This is a genomic window from Stenotrophomonas sp. SRS1 (assembly GCF_026130205.1).
GTDB lineage: Bacteria > Pseudomonadota > Gammaproteobacteria > Xanthomonadales > Xanthomonadaceae > Stenotrophomonas > Stenotrophomonas rhizophila_B.
In genome coordinates this window covers 385,245-404,104 of the sequence record NZ_JAINFD010000003.1, presented here as the reverse complement: position 1 = coordinate 404,104, position 18,860 = coordinate 385,245, and the positions used below count along the sequence as shown (strand labels likewise).

The 18,860-nt window shown below is 65.1% G+C and carries 19 protein-coding genes, 5 tRNA genes and 1 other RNA gene; 18 read left to right on the top strand and 7 right to left on the bottom strand.

The window, feature by feature from the left end; genetic code table 11:
* Positions 1-30 precede the first annotated feature (30 nt).
* The 9 genes from clpP (at position 31) to K4043_RS12585 (ending at position 7,865) form a co-directional block, all read left to right on the top strand.
* Positions 31-657 (top strand): ATP-dependent Clp endopeptidase proteolytic subunit ClpP, encoded by a 627-nt coding sequence (clpP, locus tag K4043_RS12625; RefSeq protein WP_121042979.1) that lies wholly within the window; start codon positions 31-33, stop codon positions 655-657.
* A gap of 126 nt (positions 658-783) precedes the next feature.
* Positions 784-2,073 (top strand): ATP-dependent Clp protease ATP-binding subunit ClpX, encoded by a 1,290-nt coding sequence (clpX, locus tag K4043_RS12620; protein ID WP_019185803.1) that lies wholly within the window; start codon positions 784-786, stop codon positions 2,071-2,073.
* A 142-nt stretch (positions 2,074-2,215) separates the two neighbouring features.
* Entirely contained in the window at positions 2,216-4,681 is a 2,466-nt protein-coding gene (gene lon, locus K4043_RS12615; protein WP_265309539.1) for an endopeptidase La, read from the top strand.
* 207 nt (positions 4,682-4,888) lie between these two features.
* On the top strand, positions 4,889-5,161 hold the full coding sequence (locus K4043_RS12610) for an HU family DNA-binding protein (RefSeq protein WP_019185801.1): 273 nt from the start codon (positions 4,889-4,891) through the stop codon (positions 5,159-5,161).
* 11 nt (positions 5,162-5,172) lie between these two features.
* Positions 5,173-5,247: transfer RNA gene (locus K4043_RS12605), tRNA-Val, on the top strand.
* Between the two features lie 28 nt (positions 5,248-5,275).
* A tRNA-Asp gene (locus K4043_RS12600) sits at positions 5,276-5,352 on the top strand.
* An 83-nt stretch (positions 5,353-5,435) separates the two neighbouring features.
* Positions 5,436-5,512 (top strand) — tRNA-Asp (locus tag K4043_RS12595).
* Between the two features lie 90 nt (positions 5,513-5,602).
* Positions 5,603-5,679 (top strand) — tRNA-Asp (locus K4043_RS12590).
* 212 nt (positions 5,680-5,891) lie between these two features.
* Complete coding sequence (locus K4043_RS12585; RefSeq protein ID WP_123728495.1) at positions 5,892-7,865, top strand: peptidyl-prolyl cis-trans isomerase; 1,974 nt, start codon at positions 5,892-5,894, stop codon at positions 7,863-7,865.
* A 119-nt stretch (positions 7,866-7,984) separates the two neighbouring features.
* Here the strand turns inward: K4043_RS12585 and K4043_RS12580 are convergent, their stop codons facing one another.
* On the bottom strand, positions 7,985-9,199 hold the full coding sequence (locus tag K4043_RS12580; protein WP_265309538.1) for a lytic transglycosylase domain-containing protein: 1,215 nt from the start codon (positions 9,197-9,199) through the stop codon (positions 7,985-7,987).
* On the bottom strand, positions 9,196-9,963 hold the full coding sequence (gloB, locus tag K4043_RS12575) for a hydroxyacylglutathione hydrolase (RefSeq protein WP_265309537.1): 768 nt from the start codon (positions 9,961-9,963) through the stop codon (positions 9,196-9,198). The genes K4043_RS12580 and gloB overlap by 4 nt, the downstream gene beginning before the upstream one ends.
* An 11-nt stretch (positions 9,964-9,974) precedes the next feature.
* Between gloB and K4043_RS12570 the strand changes: the two genes are divergently transcribed.
* The 3 genes from K4043_RS12570 to dnaQ are packed head-to-tail and all read left to right on the top strand — an operon-like array spanning position 9,975 to position 11,819.
* Positions 9,975-10,619, top strand: coding sequence for a class I SAM-dependent methyltransferase (locus K4043_RS12570; RefSeq protein WP_265309536.1), 645 nt, complete (start codon positions 9,975-9,977; stop codon positions 10,617-10,619).
* An 11-nt stretch (positions 10,620-10,630) separates the two neighbouring features.
* The gene (gene rnhA, locus K4043_RS12565; RefSeq protein ID WP_265309535.1) at positions 10,631-11,083 is read left to right on the top strand and encodes a ribonuclease HI; all 453 of its coding nucleotides are present in this window, start codon (positions 10,631-10,633) and stop codon (positions 11,081-11,083) included.
* Positions 11,084-11,087: 4 nt separating this feature from the next.
* Positions 11,088-11,819, top strand: coding sequence for a DNA polymerase III subunit epsilon (gene dnaQ, locus K4043_RS12560; protein ID WP_123728499.1), 732 nt, complete (start codon positions 11,088-11,090; stop codon positions 11,817-11,819).
* Positions 11,820-11,864: 45 nt separating this feature from the next.
* Here the strand turns inward: dnaQ and K4043_RS12555 are convergent, their stop codons facing one another.
* The gene (locus K4043_RS12555) at positions 11,865-12,569 is read right to left on the bottom strand and encodes a protein phosphatase 2C domain-containing protein (protein ID WP_019185793.1); all 705 of its coding nucleotides are present in this window, start codon (positions 12,567-12,569) and stop codon (positions 11,865-11,867) included.
* A 165-nt stretch (positions 12,570-12,734) separates the two neighbouring features.
* On the opposite strand from K4043_RS12555, the gene K4043_RS12550 reads away from it, so the two are divergent.
* A tRNA-Ser gene (locus tag K4043_RS12550) sits at positions 12,735-12,825 on the top strand.
* A gap of 527 nt (positions 12,826-13,352) precedes the next feature.
* Entirely contained in the window at positions 13,353-13,760 is a 408-nt protein-coding gene (locus K4043_RS12545; RefSeq protein ID WP_019185792.1) for a DUF6165 family protein, read from the top strand.
* Here K4043_RS12545 and K4043_RS12540 read toward each other — a convergent pair.
* Positions 13,739-14,794 (bottom strand): glycosyltransferase family 9 protein, encoded by a 1,056-nt coding sequence (locus tag K4043_RS12540; protein WP_265309534.1) that lies wholly within the window; start codon positions 14,792-14,794, stop codon positions 13,739-13,741. The genes K4043_RS12545 and K4043_RS12540 overlap by 22 nt on opposite strands.
* Positions 14,795-14,815: 21 nt before the next feature.
* Between K4043_RS12540 and K4043_RS12535 the strand changes: the two genes are divergently transcribed.
* From K4043_RS12535 to K4043_RS12525, 3 genes are read left to right on the top strand one after another with little or no spacing between them, the layout of a single operon-like run.
* Positions 14,816-15,565, top strand: a complete 750-nt coding sequence (locus K4043_RS12535) for a 3-deoxy-D-manno-octulosonic acid kinase (RefSeq protein WP_088432881.1) — start codon at positions 14,816-14,818, stop codon at positions 15,563-15,565.
* On the top strand, positions 15,565-16,332 hold the full coding sequence (locus K4043_RS12530; RefSeq protein ID WP_265309533.1) for an MBL fold metallo-hydrolase: 768 nt from the start codon (positions 15,565-15,567) through the stop codon (positions 16,330-16,332). Before K4043_RS12535 ends, K4043_RS12530 begins: the two co-directional genes overlap by 1 nt.
* A 2-nt stretch (positions 16,333-16,334) precedes the next feature.
* Complete coding sequence (locus K4043_RS12525) at positions 16,335-16,703, top strand: nuclear transport factor 2 family protein (RefSeq protein ID WP_265309532.1); 369 nt, start codon at positions 16,335-16,337, stop codon at positions 16,701-16,703.
* Between the two features lie 43 nt (positions 16,704-16,746).
* On the opposite strand, the gene ffs is transcribed toward K4043_RS12525, so the two are convergent.
* An RNA gene (gene ffs, locus K4043_RS12520) (signal recognition particle sRNA small type) lies at positions 16,747-16,843 on the bottom strand.
* A gap of 278 nt (positions 16,844-17,121) precedes the next feature.
* Between ffs and K4043_RS12515 the strand changes: the two genes are divergently transcribed.
* Complete coding sequence (locus tag K4043_RS12515) at positions 17,122-17,439, top strand: multidrug efflux SMR transporter (RefSeq protein ID WP_123728503.1); 318 nt, start codon at positions 17,122-17,124, stop codon at positions 17,437-17,439.
* A 90-nt stretch (positions 17,440-17,529) separates the two neighbouring features.
* On the opposite strand, the gene K4043_RS12510 is transcribed toward K4043_RS12515, so the two are convergent.
* Positions 17,530-17,982, bottom strand: coding sequence for a GNAT family N-acetyltransferase (locus K4043_RS12510; RefSeq protein WP_265309531.1), 453 nt, complete (start codon positions 17,980-17,982; stop codon positions 17,530-17,532).
* Positions 17,983-18,485: 503 nt separating this feature from the next.
* On the bottom strand, positions 18,486-18,770 hold the full coding sequence (locus tag K4043_RS12505) for a hypothetical protein (RefSeq protein WP_265309530.1): 285 nt from the start codon (positions 18,768-18,770) through the stop codon (positions 18,486-18,488).
* Positions 18,771-18,860 lie beyond the last annotated feature (90 nt).

The following is an 18,860-nucleotide window of genomic DNA, read 5'->3' as shown; positions in this document are numbered from 1 at the left end:
GTCGTTCCCCCCAAAATAGGTGCCTCACTAATGGACAACCGAACCACAGCCCTGAACATGGTTCCGATGGTGGTCGAACAGACCAGCCGCGGCGAGCGCGCCTATGACATCTATTCGCGCTTGTTGAAAGAGCGTCTGATCTTCCTCGTGGGCCCGATCGACGATCACATGGCCAACGTGGTGGTGGCGCAGCTGCTGTTCCTGGAAGCGGACAACCCGGAAAAGGACATCAGCATCTACATCAACTCGCCCGGTGGCGTGGTCACCGCCGGCATGGCGATCTACGACACCATGCAGTACATCAAGCCGGACGTGAGCACCATCTGCGTCGGCCAGGCCGCCTCGATGGGCGCCCTGCTGCTGGCGTCGGGCGCGGCTGGCAAGCGGTATGCCCTGCCGAACTCGCGCGTGATGATCCACCAGCCGCTGGGCGGCTTCCAGGGCCAGGCCACGGACATCGACATCCATGCCCGTGAAATCCTGACCCTGCGTTCGCGCCTGAACGAAGTGCTGGCCAAGCACACCGGCCAGTCGCTGGAGACCATCGCCCGGGATACCGAGCGCGACAACTTCAAGAGCGCGGTCGATGCGGTGGCCTACGGCCTGGTCGACCAGGTCCTGGAGCGTCGCCCGGAAGAGTCGATCCAGCCGGCGTAAAGTTGTGCCAAGCCGGGAAACCGGCTTGTTTCCACCGGGTCGGGCAGGACTGGCGTCCTCCTGACCCTGTGCTATTCTCGAATCGAACCCCCGTTCAGTCGGGTGGGGTAACTGGGTAAGCGAAGCATGAGCGAAGACCGCCAAGGTCGTTCCACGGACACCGGCAAGATCCTCTACTGCTCTTTCTGCGGAAAGAGCCAGCATGAGGTGCGCAAGCTGATTGCGGGTCCGAGCGTGTTCATCTGCGATGAATGCGTCGAGCTGTGCAACGACATCATCCGTGAGGAGCTGGAGGAGAAGGCGCAGTCGGCCCGCAGTTCGCTGCCCAAGCCGCGCGAGATCCTCGAGGTCCTGGACCAGTACGTGATCGGGCAGAACCGCGCCAAGCGGACCCTGGCCGTGGCCGTATACAACCACTACAAGCGCATCGAGAGCCGCCAGAAGAACGACGAGGTCGAACTGGCGAAGTCGAACATCCTGCTGGTCGGTCCGACCGGCTCGGGCAAGACGCTGCTGGCCGAAACCCTGGCCCGCCTGCTCAATGTGCCGTTCACCATGGCCGACGCCACCACGCTGACCGAAGCCGGTTACGTGGGCGAAGACGTGGAGAACATCATCCAGAAGCTGCTGCAGAAGTGCGACTACGACGTCGAGAAGGCACAGCAGGGCATCGTCTACATCGATGAAATCGACAAGATCTCGCGCAAGAGCGAGAACCCGTCGATCACCCGCGATGTGTCCGGCGAAGGCGTCCAGCAGGCCCTGCTGAAGCTGATCGAAGGCACCGTGGCCAGCGTGCCGCCGCAGGGCGGTCGCAAGCACCCGCAGCAGGAATTCCTGCAGGTGGACACCAAGAACATCCTGTTCATCTGTGGCGGCGCGTTTGCCGGCCTGGACAAGGTGATCCAGCAGCGTTCGAACGATTCGGGCGGCATCGGGTTCGGTGCCAAGGTGAAGAGTTCCGAGCGCAAGCAGGAAGTGGGCAAGATCCTGGCCGAAGTCGAGCCGGAAGATCTGATCAAGTTCGGCCTGATTCCGGAGTTCGTCGGCCGCCTGCCGGTCGTGGCGACGCTGGAAGAGCTGGACGAGGCCGCCCTGGTGCGCATCCTCACCGAGCCGAAGAACGCCATCACCAAGCAGTTCAAGAAGCTGTTCGAGATGGAGCACGTCGAGCTGGAGTTCCGTCCGGACGCACTGGCCGCCATTGCCCGCAAGGCACTCAAGCGCAAGACCGGTGCCCGCGGCCTGCGTACGATCGTCGAATCGGTTCTGCTGGACACCATGTATGACCTGCCCTCGGCAGAGAACGTCAGCAAGGTGGTAGTGGACGAATCGGTGATCGAACACAAGTCCGAACCGTACCTGATCTACCAGACGCCACCGGCGCCTGAGCAGAAGGCGGCTGGCGCTGAATAATCAGTTCAAGTAATTGAATTGATAGAATTTTTTCAGAACAGCTTGCATCTAGAAGCCGATGGCCCCATAACGAGGCCATCGGCTTTTTTTGTATCCGGGCGAGGCGCCCGGAGGCCATCCCCACTGTTCCACTGGAGCCCACATGGCCCGTTCCCCAACTGAGACTCTCGACCTGCCGGTACTGCCGCTGCGTGACGTGGTGGTGTTCCCGCACATGGTCATTCCGCTGTTCGTCGGCCGTGACAAGTCCATGCATGCGCTGGAGCAGGCGATGGAAGCGGACAAGCGCATCCTGCTGCTCGCGCAGAAGTCCGCCGAGACGGATGATCCGTCCGCCGCCGATCTGTACCAGGTCGGCACGCTCGCGCAGGTCCTGCAGCTGCTGAAGCTGCCCGATGGCACCATCAAGGTGCTGGTCGAAGGCCTGTCGCGCGTCAACGTCACCGACGTGACCGAGCGCGATGGCTCGCTGCACGGCGTGGGCATGGAAATCGAATCGGACGAATCGCGCGAGCCGCGCGAGATCGAGGCGATCGCCCGTTCGCTGATGTCGCTGTTCGAGCAGTACGTCAAAACCAACCGCAAGCTGCCGCCGGAGCTGCTGCAGACCCTGGCCGGCATCGATGAGCCCGCGCGCCTGGCCGATACCATCGCCGCGCACATCAGCGTGCGCCTGGCCGACAAGCAGCGCCTGCTGGAAACGCTGCAGATCGGCGACCGCCTGGAAATGCTGGTCGGCCTGGTCGATGGCGAGATCGACGTGCAGCAGATGGAAAAGCGCATCCGCGGCCGCGTCAAGTCGCAGATGGAAAAGAGCCAGCGCGAGTACTACCTCAACGAGCAGATGAAGGCCATCCAGAAAGAACTGGGTGACCTGGATGACGCACCCGGCGAGATGGACGAACTGGCCCGCAAGATCGCCGAGGCGGGCATGCCCAAGCCGGTGGAGACCAAGGCCAAGGCCGAGCTCAACAAGCTCAAGCAGATGTCGCCGATGTCGGCCGAAGCCGCCGTGGTGCGCAACTACCTGGATTGGCTGCTGGGCGTGCCGTGGAAGAAGCGCAGCAAGGTCCGCAAGGATCTCAAGGCCGCGCAGGACACGCTGGATGCCGATCACTTCGGTCTGGACAAGGTCAAGGACCGCATCCTGGAATACCTGGCGGTGCAGTCGCGCGTGAAGCAGATGAAAGGCCCGATCCTGTGCCTGGTCGGCCCGCCCGGCGTGGGCAAGACCTCGCTGGGCCAGTCCATCGCCAAGGCGACCAACCGCAAGTTCGTGCGCATGAGCCTGGGCGGCGTGCGCGACGAGGCCGAGATCCGCGGGCACCGTCGTACCTACGTCGGCTCCATGCCGGGCCGCATCGTGCAGAACCTCAACAAGGTCGGCAGCAAGAACCCGCTGTTCGTGCTCGATGAGATCGACAAGATGTCGATGGACTTCCGTGGCGATCCGTCGTCGGCGCTGCTGGAAGTGCTCGATCCGGAGCAGAACAACGCGTTCAACGATCACTACCTGGAAGTGGATCTGGACCTGTCCGAAGTGATGTTCGTGGCGACCTCCAATTCGCTCAACATCCCCGGCCCGCTGCTGGACCGCATGGAAGTGATCCGCATCCCCGGCTACACCGAGGATGAGAAGCTCAACATCGCCATGCGCTACCTGGTGCCCAAACAGATCAAGGCCAACGGCCTGAAGCCGGAAGAGCTGGAGATCGAGGCCGACGCGATCCAGGACATCGTGCGCTATTACACGCGCGAATCCGGCGTGCGCAACCTCGAGCGCGAAGTCGCCAAGATCTGCCGCAAGGTGGTGAAGGAGATCGCGCTCGCCGGTCCGGTCGCCCCGGCCAAGCCGGCCAAGGCCGCCAAAAAGACCAGTGCGAAGAAGAAGGCGCTGGTGGTGGTCAACGGCAAGAACCTGGACAAGTACCTGGGCGTGCGTCGCGTCGATTTCGGTCGTGCCGAAGAGCAGAACGAAGTGGGCCTGGTCACCGGCCTGGCGTGGACGGAAGTCGGCGGGGATCTGCTGCAGATTGAATCCACACTCGTCCCGGGCAAGGGCCAGCTGATCCTGACCGGCCAGCTCGGCAACGTCATGAAGGAATCCGCCTCGGCGGCCCTGTCGGTGGTGCGTTCGCGTGCCGAGCGGCTGGGCATCGACAACGAGTTCCTGCAGAAGCACGACGTTCACGTGCACGTACCCGATGGCGCCACCCCGAAGGACGGCCCCAGCGCGGGTATCGCCATGGTCACCTCGCTGGTGTCCACGCTGACCAAGGTGCCGATCCGGGCCGAAGTGGCGATGACCGGCGAGATCACCCTGCGCGGTCGCGTCACCGCCATTGGCGGCCTCAAGGAGAAGCTGCTGGCGGCGCTGCGTGGCGGCATCACCACGGTCATCATCCCCGAGGAAAACCGCAAGGATCTGGCCGATATCCCCGCCAATGTCACCCGTGATCTGAAGATCGTGCCGGTGAAGTGGATCGAGGAAGTGCTCGACCTGGCCCTGGAGACGCCGCTGACCGCACCGAAGCCCAAGAAAGATGGTCAGCGTGTCACGGTACGTGGCAAGTCCAAGACAGCTTCCACCACGCGCGTCAAGCATTGACGCGCGCTGTCCAAGTGCCCGAAACCCGCGTCGTTATTGGCTTTTCAGCTTGCGCGGGTAGGGGGGCACTGGTATAAAAGCACCACTCGTGAGTCAGCGTCATGCTGAATTCGGCGAACAGAGAACTTCACTGGCATCCGGCGGCGTATCGTCCTCGGGTGTCTCAATGTTGAATCCGCGGAATCCCCGCCAAAGGAGCTGTAGAGAATGAACAAGACCGAATTGATCGACGCCGTTGCTGAAGCCGCCGACCTGACCAAGGCCGAGTCCAGCCGCGCCGTTGATGCCGTCATCGCTTCCGTCACCAAGGCCCTGAAGGGCGGTGACGCGGTGACGCTGGTGGGCTTCGGCACGTTCCAGGTCCGCGACCGCGCTGCCCGTACCGGCCGCAACCCGAAGACCGGCGACACCATCAAGATCGCTGCGTCGAAGAATCCGTCGTTCAAGGCTGGCAAAGCCCTGAAGGATGCCGTAAACTAAGCGGCTTGCTGGGGTGCTTAGCTCAGCGGTAGAGCGTCTCCTTTACACGGAGAGGGTCGGGGGTTCGAAACCCTCAGCACCCACCAGGCACTGCCAGTAAAAGTTTTGAAATGTGGAGCGGTAGTTCAGCTGGTTAGAATGCTGGCCTGTCACGCCGGAGGTCGCGGGTTCAAGTCCCGTCCGCTCCGCCAGTTTCAATAGGGCCCCTGAGCGATCGGGGGCCTTGTTTTCTCCAGCGACGCAGGTCGCGGTGGAAACAAAAGCGGTTTAGTGCGGAGCGGTAGTTCAGCTGGTTAGAATGCTGGCCTGTCACGCCGGAGGTCGCGGGTTCAAGTCCCGTCCGCTCCGCCAGTTTTAAAAAAACCTCGAAAAAAGCAGTATTTCGGGGTGGGCAATCTGAATATCTTCGGATAGAATGAGCGCCTGCAAAGTTTCAAGTGCGGAGCGGTAGTTCAGCTGGTTAGAATGCTGGCCTGTCACGCCGGAGGTCGCGGGTTCAAGTCCCGTCCGCTCCGCCAATCTTTGAAGAGCCCTTGGTGAAAACCAAGGGCTCTTTTTTGTTTTCAATTCAGCGCATCGATCAACGGCGCGCGACTGACCGTGCATCCGTTGCCATGGCCGGGCGTGGGAGCCTCTGGATCTGGCCGGGGCGGCCGATGCGGGCACTTTTGGAGCCTGCCGCGAAGCGGGTTACACTGCCGGGCTCGCCAATCAGGCCTTGATTTTTCCCATGCTGCAGAAACTTCGCGACAAGACCTCGGGCTGGATCGTTACCGTGATCCTGGGGCTGCTGATGATTCCGTTCCTGTTCGTGATCGACTCCAGCTACCTCGGTGGCGTCGGCTCGCAGAACGTGGCCAAAGTGGCCGCCCCGCCGACCTGGTGGAAGTCCGCCCCGTCGTGGTGGCCGGTCTCGTTCCTGTGGCAGCACCATGAAATCAGCTCCAACGATTTCCGCGTGCGCTTCGAGCAGGCGCGCCAGCAGGCACGCCAGGAACAGGGTGAGGATTTCGATCCGCGCCAGTTCGAAAGCACCGAAAGCAAGCTGGCCGTGCTCGATCAGATGATCGATGAGCAGGTCGTGCGCCTGGCCGGCGAACAGTCCGGCATCGTGATCGGCGATGGTGCCGTGCGCGAGTACATCGCCTCGATCCCGGCCTTCCTGGATGCGGACGGCAAGTTCAACCAGGACAACTACCGCATCGCGCTGGCCAGCGGTAATCCGCCGCGCACGCCGACGCAGTTCGAAGCGCTGGTGCGCGAGAGCATCCAGCAGTCGATCATCCCGTCGGCCCTGCAGCGTTCGGGGTTCACCACCCAGAGCGAAGCCGAGCGCCTGATGAAGCTGCTCGGTGAAACGCGTGACGTGGAGCTGGCCGCGCTGCCGGAAACGCCGGCCGATACCGCCGAAGTGACCGACGCACAGATCAAGCAGTGGTACGACAGCCACACCAAGGATTTCCGCCAGCCGGAAACCGTGTCGCTGGAATACGTCGAGATCAACGGCGCAAACCTGCCGGCCGCAGCCGCGGCTGACGAAGCCACGCTGCGCAAGCGCTACCAGGATGAGAAGGCACGCTTTGCCACGCCGGAACAGCGTCTGGCCTCGCACATCCTGATCACCGCCGATGGCAATGATCCGGCCAAGCTGAAGGCGGCCGAAGAAAAGGCCACGCGCATCGCCGCGGAAGCCAAGGCGCCGGGTGCCGATTTCGCCGCGCTGGCCAAGGCCAACTCGGAAGATCCGGGTTCCAAGGACACCGGCGGCGACCTGGGCTGGGTGGAACACGGCGCGATGGTGAAGCCGTTCGAAGACGCGCTGTTCGCCATGAAGACGGGCGACGTGGTTGGGCCGGTGAAGACCGAGTTCGGCTACCACGTGCTCAAGCTGCGCGAGACCAAGGGTGGCGAAGGCCGCGCGTTCGAGGACGTGCGTGACCAGCTGGCTGCCGAACAGCTCAAGGCCGATACCGATCGCGTGTTCACTGAACTGAGTGGCCGCCTGGTGGATCTGGTCTACAAGAACCCGACCTCGCTGGAAGGCCCGGCCAAGGACATGAGCCTGCCGGTGCAGACGATCGGTCCGTTCACCCGCGCCACCGCCAGTGGCATCGCGGCCAACCCCGCGGTGCTGCGTGCGGCGTTCTCCGACATCCTGACCCAGGACGGCACGGTGAGCGACCCGATCGAGCTGGGCCCGAACCACAACGTGATGATCCGCGTGACCGAGCACAGCCCGGAGCAGGCGCTGCCGCTGGCCAAGGCCCGTGAGCAGGTCATCGCTGCGATCCATGCCGACCGGACCCGCCAGGCTTCCGAGAAGGCCGTGGACGCCGTGCTGGCCAAGCTGAAGGCCGGGCAGACCCTGCAGGCGCTGGCGACCAGCGACCAGCTGCAGATCAGCCCGCTGCCGGGCCTGCCGCGTACCCAGCCGGTACCGACCCCGGAAATCAACCGCGCCGTGTTCAGCGCGCCGCTGCCGGCCGAAGGCAAGCCCAGCTACGGCAAGGTCGCCGTGCAGGGCCGCTACGTGATCTACGCGGTCAACAAGGTCACCCCGGGCAACGTGGCCGAAGTAGATGCCGCCCAGCAGCAGCAGCTCAAGGAGCAGCTGAGCCAGATCGACGGCATGGCCGCCGCCAAGGCCTACGTCGAAGCGATGCGCAAGCACTTCAAGGTGCAGACCGAAGAAGCCAACCTGTAACCGGGTCGGCGTCTGCTGGACAACAAAAAGCCCGGCCATGCCGGGCTTTTTGTTGTTGAAAACGATACTGCCCGGCGGAACCGGGCAGTGTCGTTACCAGCAATAGGATCCGCGCGCGCTCAGTCTTCGACGCGCAGCACCGCTCCCGGCTTGAGCACACTGCTGCCACTGAGCCCATTGAGCGACAGCAGCGCCTTCAGTGGCATGCCGTATCGGCGGGCGATGGTCCAGGGCGACTCGCCATCGCGCACGGTGTGGCGGCGGCTGCGCGGGCGGTCCGCGCTGGCCACGGTACGGGTGGCCACCGGGCCGGGCGCCGTACGCGCCGCCGTGGTGTCGGCCGGTACGCTCGGCGCCACCGCAAGGGCGGCCACGCTGGCACTGGCATCCACCGGGGCATGCGCGGTCGGGGCCAGAACCGTCACCTGGCCGCTCGGGCGGCCCTTGCCGCTGGCCAGCGCCGGATTGAGGCGGGCGATCCGGGCGGGGTCGAGAGCGCGCTGCTGGGCCCACTGCTGGACGCTGGTGCCGGCCGGCAGGGTGTGCCCCTTCAGCACCGGCACGGTGCGGTCCAGCGAGGCCATCACCGCCGGCTCGGTTTCCGCGTCTTCCAGGACGCAGGCCAGCGCATGCAGCTTCTCGACATAGGCATAGGTGACCGGCGACAGCCCGGGCAATTCCGCCGGGCGCGCGTTCTGTGCGTTCATGCCGGCCTTGCGCAGCGATTGCAGCACGCGGTACTCGCCGGCGTTGTAGGCCATGGTGGCCAGTCGCCAGTCGCCGCCGAACATGCCGTGCAGGGTCTTGAGGTAGCGCACCGCGGCCTGGGTGGAATCCACGGCAGAGAGGCGGCCGTCATAGCCCGGGGTCATCTGCACGCGGTGGTTCTTGGCGGTGGTGGCGATGAACTGCCACAGGCCAGCCGGGCCGCTGCCATTGCGGGCGTTGGGCCGGTAGCCACTTTCCACGAAGGGAATCAGCGCGAATTCGGTCGGCAGATTGGAGTTGCGCAGCTCTTCGACCACATAGCCGAACAGCACCAGGGCGTCATCGTCCTGGTTGGCCAGCCGCGAGGGGGCATGCGCGAACTGCTTCTGCCAACGCGGGCTGGTCGCCTCGGCGTCGCAGGTGGGTTCGGCCAGGCCATCGCGGAAGCTGGCAAAGATCTCCTGCCCGTTGCGCACCGAGGCCGGCGGCAGGGCCGCAGCGGTCAGGGGAAGGGAGGACAGGCCGGCCACGTTCTGCGACATGCCGGCGGTCAACGACTGGGCGCCCGCGCTGCCGGCCACGGCGATCGCCAGGCCAAGCGCGAGCGGCAACAATCGCCGACTCATGTTCGAAATCCGTCTTTCCAGTGTCGCAGGCCTGCGACAACATCGACTTCATCGGTAACGGGACGCCCGAGATGGGCGCTGACGGCCGCCTGGATGGCGGGGGTGTTCGTACGCAGGAACGGATTGCATTCCAGCTCGCTTGCCAGTGAAACCGGCAGCGTGGGCAGGTCATCGCGGCGCATGGCCAAGGCCTCCTCATGGCGCTGCGACAGCGCAGCGTTGGTGGGGTCTACATGCCGCGCGAAGACGGCATTGGACAGGGTGTACTCGTGGGCGCAACAGACCATCAGTTGCGCTGGCAGGGACGCCAGCTTCCGCAGGGATGCCAGAAGCTGGGGAGGCGTACCTTCGAACATGCGCCCACAGCCCAGGCTGAACAACGCATCGCCACTGAAAAGGTGTTCAGCGGTGTGAAACGCAATATGGCTCCGGGTGTGCCCGGGCACGGATACTACGTGGAACCCGAGCCCCAATGCCTGAACGCATTCACCTTCAACCACCCGATGGGCAGGGACCGCGATGCGCGGTTCCACCGGTGCGTAGACCTCCACCGCGGGAAAACGGGCCTGCAGCTCGGCCACGCCGCCGATGTGGTCGTCGTGGTGGTGGGTCAACAGAATGCTGTGGGGAACCCATCCCTGCTGCGCTGCGGCGGCCAGAACGGGGTCGGCCTGGCCGGGGTCGACGACCACGGCGCGGCCGTCGTCGGCGACCAGCGCCCAGATGTAATTGTCCGCAAACGCGGGTAGGGCGGTCAGTCGCATAGAATTGGACCATGCCCCTCGTGCCGAGCCCCCGTCAAGCGACAGTCGCATCCTGGTTTGATACTGAACCGGCACAAGCGTTGCGCCGTCTGGAATCGGAGCGGTTGCGCAGCCTGCTCGCCGAGCGCGCGGTGAACCCGTGGCTGTGGGTGGCACCGACGCCCGGCTGGCTGGAGTGTGTGGATCTGCCGGGCCGTGGCCTGCGCCTCCACCGGGTCGGGGCGACCTATGCCGGGGACGTGCAGTGCGCGCTCCCGCTGCCGCTGCCGGACGAGAGCGTCAACGCCATCGTGCTGCAGCACGTCACCGCGCGTGACGCCGAGCAGCTGATCGCCGAGTGCGCGCGCGTGCTGATGCCCGGCGGCCGGCTGTGGCTGTCCACCCTCAACCCGTTCAGCCCGTACCGCCGCCAGTGGCGCCATCACGGGCTGGTCGTGCGCAGCCCGCAGCGGCTGCGGCACACCCTTACGCAGGCTGGCCTGAGCTGCGAGGACCTGCACTACCTCGGCCCGATGTGGCGCGACCGTTCGCCGGCGCGGCGCGATCTGGCCCCGCTGCGGGCCGCCTGTCTGTTCACCGCTGAAAAACGCACTCTGGCATTGCCGGGACCGACGCCCGTGGCCGTGCCACGTTGGCACGGCACGGTTGCCACCTGATCTGGAATGGAATGAAGACGATAGAAATCCACACCGACGGTTCCTGCCTCGGCAATCCCGGCCCTGGCGGCTGGGCGGCGTTGCTGCGCTACAACGCGCACGAGCGTGAACTGAGCGGTGGCGAAGCACATACCACCAACAACCGCATGGAGCTGATGGCCGCCATCTCGGGGCTGGAAGCCCTGACCGAGCCGTGCAACATCGTGCTGTTCACCGATTCGCAGTACGTGCGCCAGGGCCTGACCGAGTGGATGCCCGGTTGGATCCGCAAGAACTGGAAAACCGCTGGCGGCTCGCCGGTCAAGAACCGGGAGCTGTGGGAGCGCCTGTACGCGGCCACGCTCAAGCACACCATCGACTGGCGCTGGGTGAAGGGGCATTCCGGCGACCCGGACAACGAGCGCGTGGATCAGCTGGCGCGCGACGCCGCGATCCGGATCCGCGCCGCTGGCCCGGTACACTGAGCCCATGCGTCAGATCATCCTTGATACCGAAACCACCGGCCTGGAATGGCGGAAGGGCAACCGCATCGTCGAAATCGGCTGTGTGGAACTGCTCGAGCGCCGCCCCAGTGGCAACAACTACCACCAGTACCTCAAGCCGGACTGCGAGTTCGAACAGGGCGCGCAGGAAGTCACCGGCCTGACCCTGGAGTTCCTGGCCGACAAGCCGGACTTCGCCCAGGTCGTTGACGACTTCCTCGCCTACATCGACGGCGCCGAACTGATCATCCACAACGCGGCGTTCGATCTGGGCTTCCTGGACAACGAGCTGTCGCTGCTGGGCGACCACTACGGCAAGATCACCGACCGCTGCACGGTGATCGATACGCTGAAGATGGCGCGTGAGCGCTTCCCCGGCCAGCGCAACTCGCTGGATGCACTGTGCCGGCGCCTGGGCGTGGACAATGCCCACCGCCAGCTGCACGGCGGCCTGCTCGATGCGCAGATCCTGGGCGATGTGTACATCGCCCTGACCTCGGGCCAGGAAGAAATCGGCTTCGGCTCGGCCGATGACCAGAAAACCGGCAGCGCCCACGCGCAGACCTTCGACACCTCGCGCCTGCTGCCGCGCCCGCGCGTGGTCGCGACCGCCTCCGAGCTGGAAGCGCACGAAGCGCGCCTGGCCAAGCTGCGCAAGAAGGCCGGCCGCGCGATCTGGGATGGTGAACCCGAGGCGGCGGAAGCGGTCAGCGCCTGAGCGCCCGACATCGGTAGATCCCGACCGTTGGTCGGGATGCCTGCCTCAGTGGCATCGCACCAGAATCACGGTGATGTTGTCCGAGCCGCCGCCATCCAGCGCGGCGGCGACCAGGGTATCCACGCATTCCTGCGCACTGGCATCGTCGAAGGCGAGGGTGCGGGCGATGCCCTTGTCCTCGACCTCTTCGGTCAGCCCATCACTGCACAGCAGCAGCTGCATGCCCGGGCGCAGCTCACCGGTGGTGGTCGCCACATTCAGATGTGCCGGATCGGTCACCCCCAGCGCCTGGGTCACCACATTGCGATGCGGATGCGCCCGCGCCTGCTCGGCGGTCAGATTGCCTTGGGCGACCAGTTCCTGGACCACGCTGTGATCCTGGCTGAGCTGGGCCAGCTTGCCGTCGCGCCACAGGTACGCGCGGCTGTCGCCGACCCACGCCACCTCATACCGATTGCCCTGTACACGGGCCGCCACCACGGTGGTGCCCATCGGCAGGCTGTCGTTGCGGCGGCGCGAGGTGCGGATGATTTCCTCATCGGCGATCCGGATCGCATGCGCCAGCGTCGCCCCGCGGCGGATCTCGCGCACGATGGTCTCGCGTGCCAGCGCACTGGCCACCTCACCGCAGGCGTGCCCGCCCATGCCATCGGCGACCAGCCACAGCGCCAGTTCGCCATCCCCGTAATACGTATCCTCATTGAGGTCACGGCGCAGGCCGGGGTGGGTCAGGTGTCCGAATTCGATCATGAAGGCGCGTGCCGGTGAGGATTGCGAGGGATAACGGCATGATCGCGGCCCGCCGGACATCCGGCAAGGCATCCATACAGAAGAAATTCACTTCTTTGCACGCAATGACTTGTCGCCAGCGCGTCCTGCCCGTATCATTCGCGTCCCGGTTCGCCGGGACCATCTGGAGAGGTGGCAGAGCGGTTGAATGTACCTGACTCGAAATCAGGCAGGCGTTTATAGCGCCTCGGGGGTTCGAATCCCCCCCTCTCCGCCAGACACGCAAAAAAGGCTGCCCAACGGGTGGCCTTTTTTGCGTGTCTGGCGGAGAGGGGGATGAGCGAAGGCGCGCCGGGGTTCGACGGATCTGCAGGAGCAGATCCGGACAGACGAACGTCTGGCCCTGGAGCGCGCAAGCGCGGAAGGGCTGGGTGCATGGATGCACCCAGCAATCCAAATAAAGCGGCCACCCTGCTTCCGGAGCCCCAAGCGTCATCACCGACATACCCGGGCGCGTGGCGACGCGTTCATCCCATCGGCGTATCCAACTCCAGGCGGCGCGGCCCTGGAGCGCGCAAGCGCGGAAGGGCTGGGTGCATGGATGCACCCAGCAATCCCGGCAACGAAGCGGCCATCCCGCAAGCCACGCGACGTCATCGCGGTAGAGCCACGCCATGCGTGGGTGCCTCCCGATCACCGCGCAGCCACGCATGGCGTGGCTCTACCCGAGGGCCGCACCCTCAGGCCACACCCCTCCAACATGCGCTCCGCTAAACTGCCCACCTCACGTAACGGATCCCCACCATGACCGCTGAAATCCTCGTCCCCGTGTCCTTCGGTGAACTGCTCGACAAGATCTCGATCCTGCAGATCAAATCCGAGCGCATCAGCGACGAGGCCAAGCTGGCCAACATCCGCACCGAGCTGAGCGCGCTGGAAAAGACCTGGATGGCGCACCCGGCCGGGGTCAAGGACATCGCCCGCCTGCGTGCCGAGCTGAAGGCCGTCAACGAGCGCCTGTGGGACATCGAAGACAACATCCGCCTGCAGGACAAGGCCCAGGCCTTCGACGATCATTTCGTCGAACTGGCCCGCAGCGTCTACCAGCAGAACGATGAGCGTGCCCGCATCAAGAAGGACATCAACCTGGCGCTGGGCTCGCTCTACGTGGAAGAGAAGTCGTACAAGGATTACGCCCCGCGCGGCGCGTAATCGGCGACATAGCGCTCGAAGGCGGCAATGCCGTCCTCGACCGTGATCAGCTGCATCACGTCGTCGAATTCGACCTTCGCGCCCCATTTCAGTTCGCTGGCCGGCTTGCCCAGGAATCTGCGCGCCGCATCGTCGTAGCGGTCCACGCAGTAGCGGCGGTCGGAGTAGGGGCCGCTGCGGTGCGGGTTGCTGGCCGCGTGCAGGCCGAGCACCTTGGTGCCCATCGCGTTGGCGATATGCATCGGGCCCGAATCGGGCGTCATCACCAGCGCGGCGCGCGCCAACAGCGCCGGCAGTTGCTTGAGGGTGTCCTTGCCGACCAGATCCAGCGCCGGGGTGGTCAGCTGCGCCTGGATGGCATCGGCCATGCCGCGCTCCAGATCGCTGCGCCCACCGCACAGCACCACCCGCCAGCCGCGTGAGGTGGCGTGGTTGGCGACGGCCGCATAGCGGTCGGCATACCAGTTGCGACGCACGTGGCTGGAGCAGGGCGAGATCATCAGCACCGGGCGGCCGTCGTCGGCCCACTGGGCATTGGCCCACTCGAACGCGGCCGGCGGCACGGCCAGGTCCCAGCTGACCTCGGTCTGCTTCAGGCCCAGCGGCTCGCAGAAGCTGCCGATCGCATCCAGCACGTGGATGCCGGGGCGGTCGGGGATGCGCTCATTGATAAACAGCCCATGAAGGTCCTTGGAGCGCGATTTGTCGTAGCCGATGCGACGCTTGGCCGGCACGAAGGCGGACAGCACGTTGGCGCGGAAGGCCACCTGCATCTGCAGCAGCGCATCGAAGCGTCCGGCAGGGAGGCTCTCGCGCAGGGCGCGCATGCCGGCCAGGCCGGTCTTCTTGTCGTAGCTGTGGAAGGTCACGCCCGGCAGCCCGTCGAGCAGCTTGTGGCCGGCCTTGTCGATGATCCAGTGCAGGCAAACGCCGGGATCGGCCTGTTGCAGGGTGCGCACCAGCGGCACCACATGGGTCACGTCCCCCAGCGCGGACAAACGCAAAAGACACAAGGAAGAGGACGTTGGTGCCATGGTGTTGTTAGACTCGAAGGAATGGTCGCATTCGACGCCACTGAAGCGCTGACGCCCTGCCGCGATGGACGCGGTATCGGTGCCATTCTGTTCGACCGCGAAGCCTTGCGGCAAGCCGAGATGAGCCTGTTCGCGCCGGCCCACTGGGGCGAGCGGGCGCGACCGGTCGGCGATGGCGGCCGCGGCGGGGCTTGGTTCGTCGATGCGCCCTTCGGTCATGCCGTGCTGCGCCAGTACCTGCGCGGCGGCCTGGCGGCCAAGCTCAGCCGGGACCACTACATCTGGCGGGGCGCCAACCGCACCCGCAGTTTTGCCGAGTTCCGGCTTATGCGTGCCCTGCGCGCGCAGAAGCTGCCGGTGCCGCGACCGATTGCCGCGTTCTACATGCGCGAAGGCCTGCGCTACAAAGCGGCGATCCTGATGGAGCGGCTGGAGGGCGTGCGCTCGCTGGCCGACCGCGCGCTGGTCGCCGGGCGCGGCGCCCCCTGGGAAGAGACGGGCCGGCTGATCGCGCGCTTCCACCGCGCCGGGCTGGACCATGCCGATCTCAACGCCCACAACATTCTGTTCGACGCCAACGGCCACGGCTGGCTGATCGATTTCGATCGCGGTGTGCTGCGCATTCCCGCCACCCGCTGGCGCGAACGCAATCTCAAGCGGCTGCTGCGCTCGCTGATCAAGCTGCGCGGTGAGCGCAGCCATGACGACGTCGAAAAGGACTACGCACGGCTGCGCCGCGCCTACGATCTGGCCTGGAACCGGGGCTACTGATGGACTGGGCACTGCGTTTCATGGGGGTCGGCAATGCGTCGGCCGTGCAGCTGGGTTCGCCGATGGCGGTGATCGAGCGTGATGGCCGCCCGTGGCTCACCATCGATTGCGGCGGGGAAGGGCTGACCGCCTTCCAGGCGCACTACGGGCATGTGCCGCAGGCACTGTTCGTCACCCATGTGCACCTGGACCATGTGGCTGGTTTCGAACGTCTGTTCGTCGATGCCTATTTCTCGCCGCAGCGTCGTGGGCGCATCCGCCTCTACGTGCCGGCGACGGTCGTTCCGCTGCTGCACAAGCGCGTGGCCGATTACCCGAACGTGCTGGCCGAGGGCGGCGCGAATTTCTGGGATGCCTTCCAGCTGATCGTGGTCGGCGATGCGTTCTGGCATGATGGCGTGCGTCTGGAAGTCTTCCCGGTGCGCCATCACTGGCCGGAAACCGCCTATGGCCTGCGCCTGAAGGGTGCGGTCACCTGGAGTGGTGATACCCGGCCGGTTCCGGAAATGCTGGCGCGCTACGCCGACGACAACGAACTGATCGCCCACGACTGCGGCCTGCACGGCAATCCCTCCCACACCGGTGTGGATGACCTGGAGCGTGAGTACACGCCCGAGCTGCAGGCGCGGATGATGCTGTACCACTATGCCAGCGAGAGCGACGGCGAAGCGCTGCGCCAGCGTGGCCACCGCGTGGCCCTGCCCGGTGAGCGTGTCGCACTGGCCACCCCGACCGCGATGCACGTGCTGGCCCAGGATCCTCCCTGAGCATGGGCGACGCGCTGGCCGCCCATCTGCAGGCGCTCGAACGCGCGTTGCATGGGCCAGCGGTCCGCGGAGATGTCGCGCAGCTGGCGGCGCCGTTGGATGACGACTTCCGTGAGATCGGCAGCTCGGGCGCCTGTTTCGACCGTGCGACCGCGCTGGCCGAGATCCCACGCGAGCGTGCGCAGGTGGAGATCGTGTCCAGCGATTACGCCGTCGTCCTGCTGGCCCCGACGCTGGCGCAGGTGCGCTACCGCAGTTGGTATGTGATCGAAGGGGTGCGTCAGCGCGAGGTGCTGCGCAGTTCGCTGTGGCGACTGCATGGCGAGGCGTGGAGGGTGGTGTTCCATCAGGGCACGCCCGCAGCGCCTTGATCGGCAGCATCGCGAAGGAAACAGGGGACCCAAAAAGGTGGCGGCCCCGCCGGCTGACCTCGGCGCCCGCGTCGATCGATACCGTTGCTGCCTTCCGGCCCTGGCGGGATTTTCGACCTAGCGTCGCGAGGGGCCGACGGGGCCACCATAGAGACGTTCCGGCTGCAGGGCGATCAGGGATCAGCCGGCCGCAGGCGGAAGGTGCACCGCAGGAACAGGTCCGGCAGTGCAGTCGCGCATTCTAGCGCATGCGCGGCATGCAGTACCAGACGCGGAGGCTGAATCCTGTGTAGCCCGATGCCGTCAGTAGCGGCTATTGCGCGGGTGGGGCGGTAAAATACGCGGCACAGGAGGAACGGCCTCCCCCATTTCGGGAACCACTGACCAGGACGGCCTGGCCCCCATCAAGGAGGGCCGCATGGCCTGGATCTATCTGTTGGCAGCCGGTGTACTGGAAATCGTCTGGGCGTTCTCGATGAAGCAATCCGAGGGGTTCAGCAAGCTCACCCCCTCCATCATCACCCTCGTCACCATGATTGCCAGCTTCTGGCTGTTGTCGTTGGCGATGCGCACGTTGCCGCTCGGCACCGCGTACACGATCTGGACCGGCATCGGCGCGGTCGGTGCGTTCGTGATCGGCATTACCTTCCTCGGCGAACAGGTCAGCGCGATGCGGATTGCCGCAGCGGTGTTGATCGTGAGCGGGTTGGTGTTGATGAAGTTGTCGAGCAGCTGAGGCGTTCAAAACGCACGCTGCGCGCTCGGGGGTAGGGCCACGCCATGCGTGGCTGATGCAACCCTGACGCACTCCAATCACTGGCGCCGCTCAGCGCGGCGCCAGTTCGAGCACCATCTCCACCGCATCCAGCCCGGGGTCGTGCCCATCGGGGGTGATGTGGGTGACGACGAAGCCGAATCCGGCGTAGAACGCCTGCGTGTGCTGGCTGGTGCTGAGCGTGATGCGCTGGGCGCCGAGTGTTCTTGCGCGGGCCACCCGCGCGTGGGAGAGCTGTGCGCCCAAGCCTTGGCGATGACGGGTGCGGTCGACCATGCCCCAGCAGAAGGCCGCGGTGTGTTCGTTGTCGAGGGCCAGGCCGCCGCAGGCGACAAGGTGGCCGTTGTGTTCGATGACCAGATAGTCGTGGGCGCGGTGTGGGTGGAGCAGGTAAGTGGCGAAGTCGTGGCGTTCGTGTGGGGCGAAGTAACGCGGCACGTTGGTGTCGAACAGTGCCAGGCAGGCGGGGGCGTCTGTTGGGGTGTAGGGGCGCAGGGTGGGCATGGGGGGACTTTGGCATGGGTTGGCTGCGAGAAGAGCAGCCGACCAGCGGTCGGCTCTACCGTTAGCGGTGGTGACGGTTTGCGTGGCGCAAGCGGTGGCGGCGCAGAGGCTTCGGATGCAGGGTGGCCGCTTCATTGGGATTGCTGGGTGCATCCATGCACCCAGCCCTTCCGCGCTGACGCGCTCCAGGGCCAGCCGTTCGGCTGTCCGGATTCGCTCCTGGCGAATCCGTCGAACCCGTTGGGGTTCTCGTCCCCCATGCTGTCCACCGCACAAATAAAAAGGCCGCCCCTGAGGGCGGCCTTTTTATTTGTGTGGCGGAGAGAGGGGGAGCTTATTGAATCAGCTCTAACCCCTTCTTCCTTCAGGGAAACGCAAACCGGACCTATGTCCTGTGTTATGTGGTGTTTTCAAATTATAGCTGCGGGGGAGCCTATCTTGCCGATTCGGGCAATGCGCAGCGAGTCGACAAAAAGAAGCCACCCGAAGGTGGCTTGAAAAATTCACAGGCGCGAGGTCACCCAGTCCCAGACAGCTGTGTTGAGCCATCCGGCATACTGATTTGCGGCGAGCTTGCTAACGAAAAGCCGATCATTGTCGTCAAGCTTCTGGCGTAGGTCGTCTCGCAGCTGGTTGGCGGTTCCCGAGCTCTGCACCCAACGCACGCTTTCCAATCCGCCATCTTGCGCGTTGGGATACCGCTCCAAGTGCTGAATGAACTGACGGCGCGCAGCGTCATAGTTGCTGCGTTCCCTGTTCAGGTTCCAGGTCACAACGTATACAGCCATAACATTTCCTCCGAAATCAACTGCTGGGTTTTTAGGAGCAGCAGTCGCTGATCGCTCATACCTGATGCTCAGGAAGGGGCGGCAGCTGGC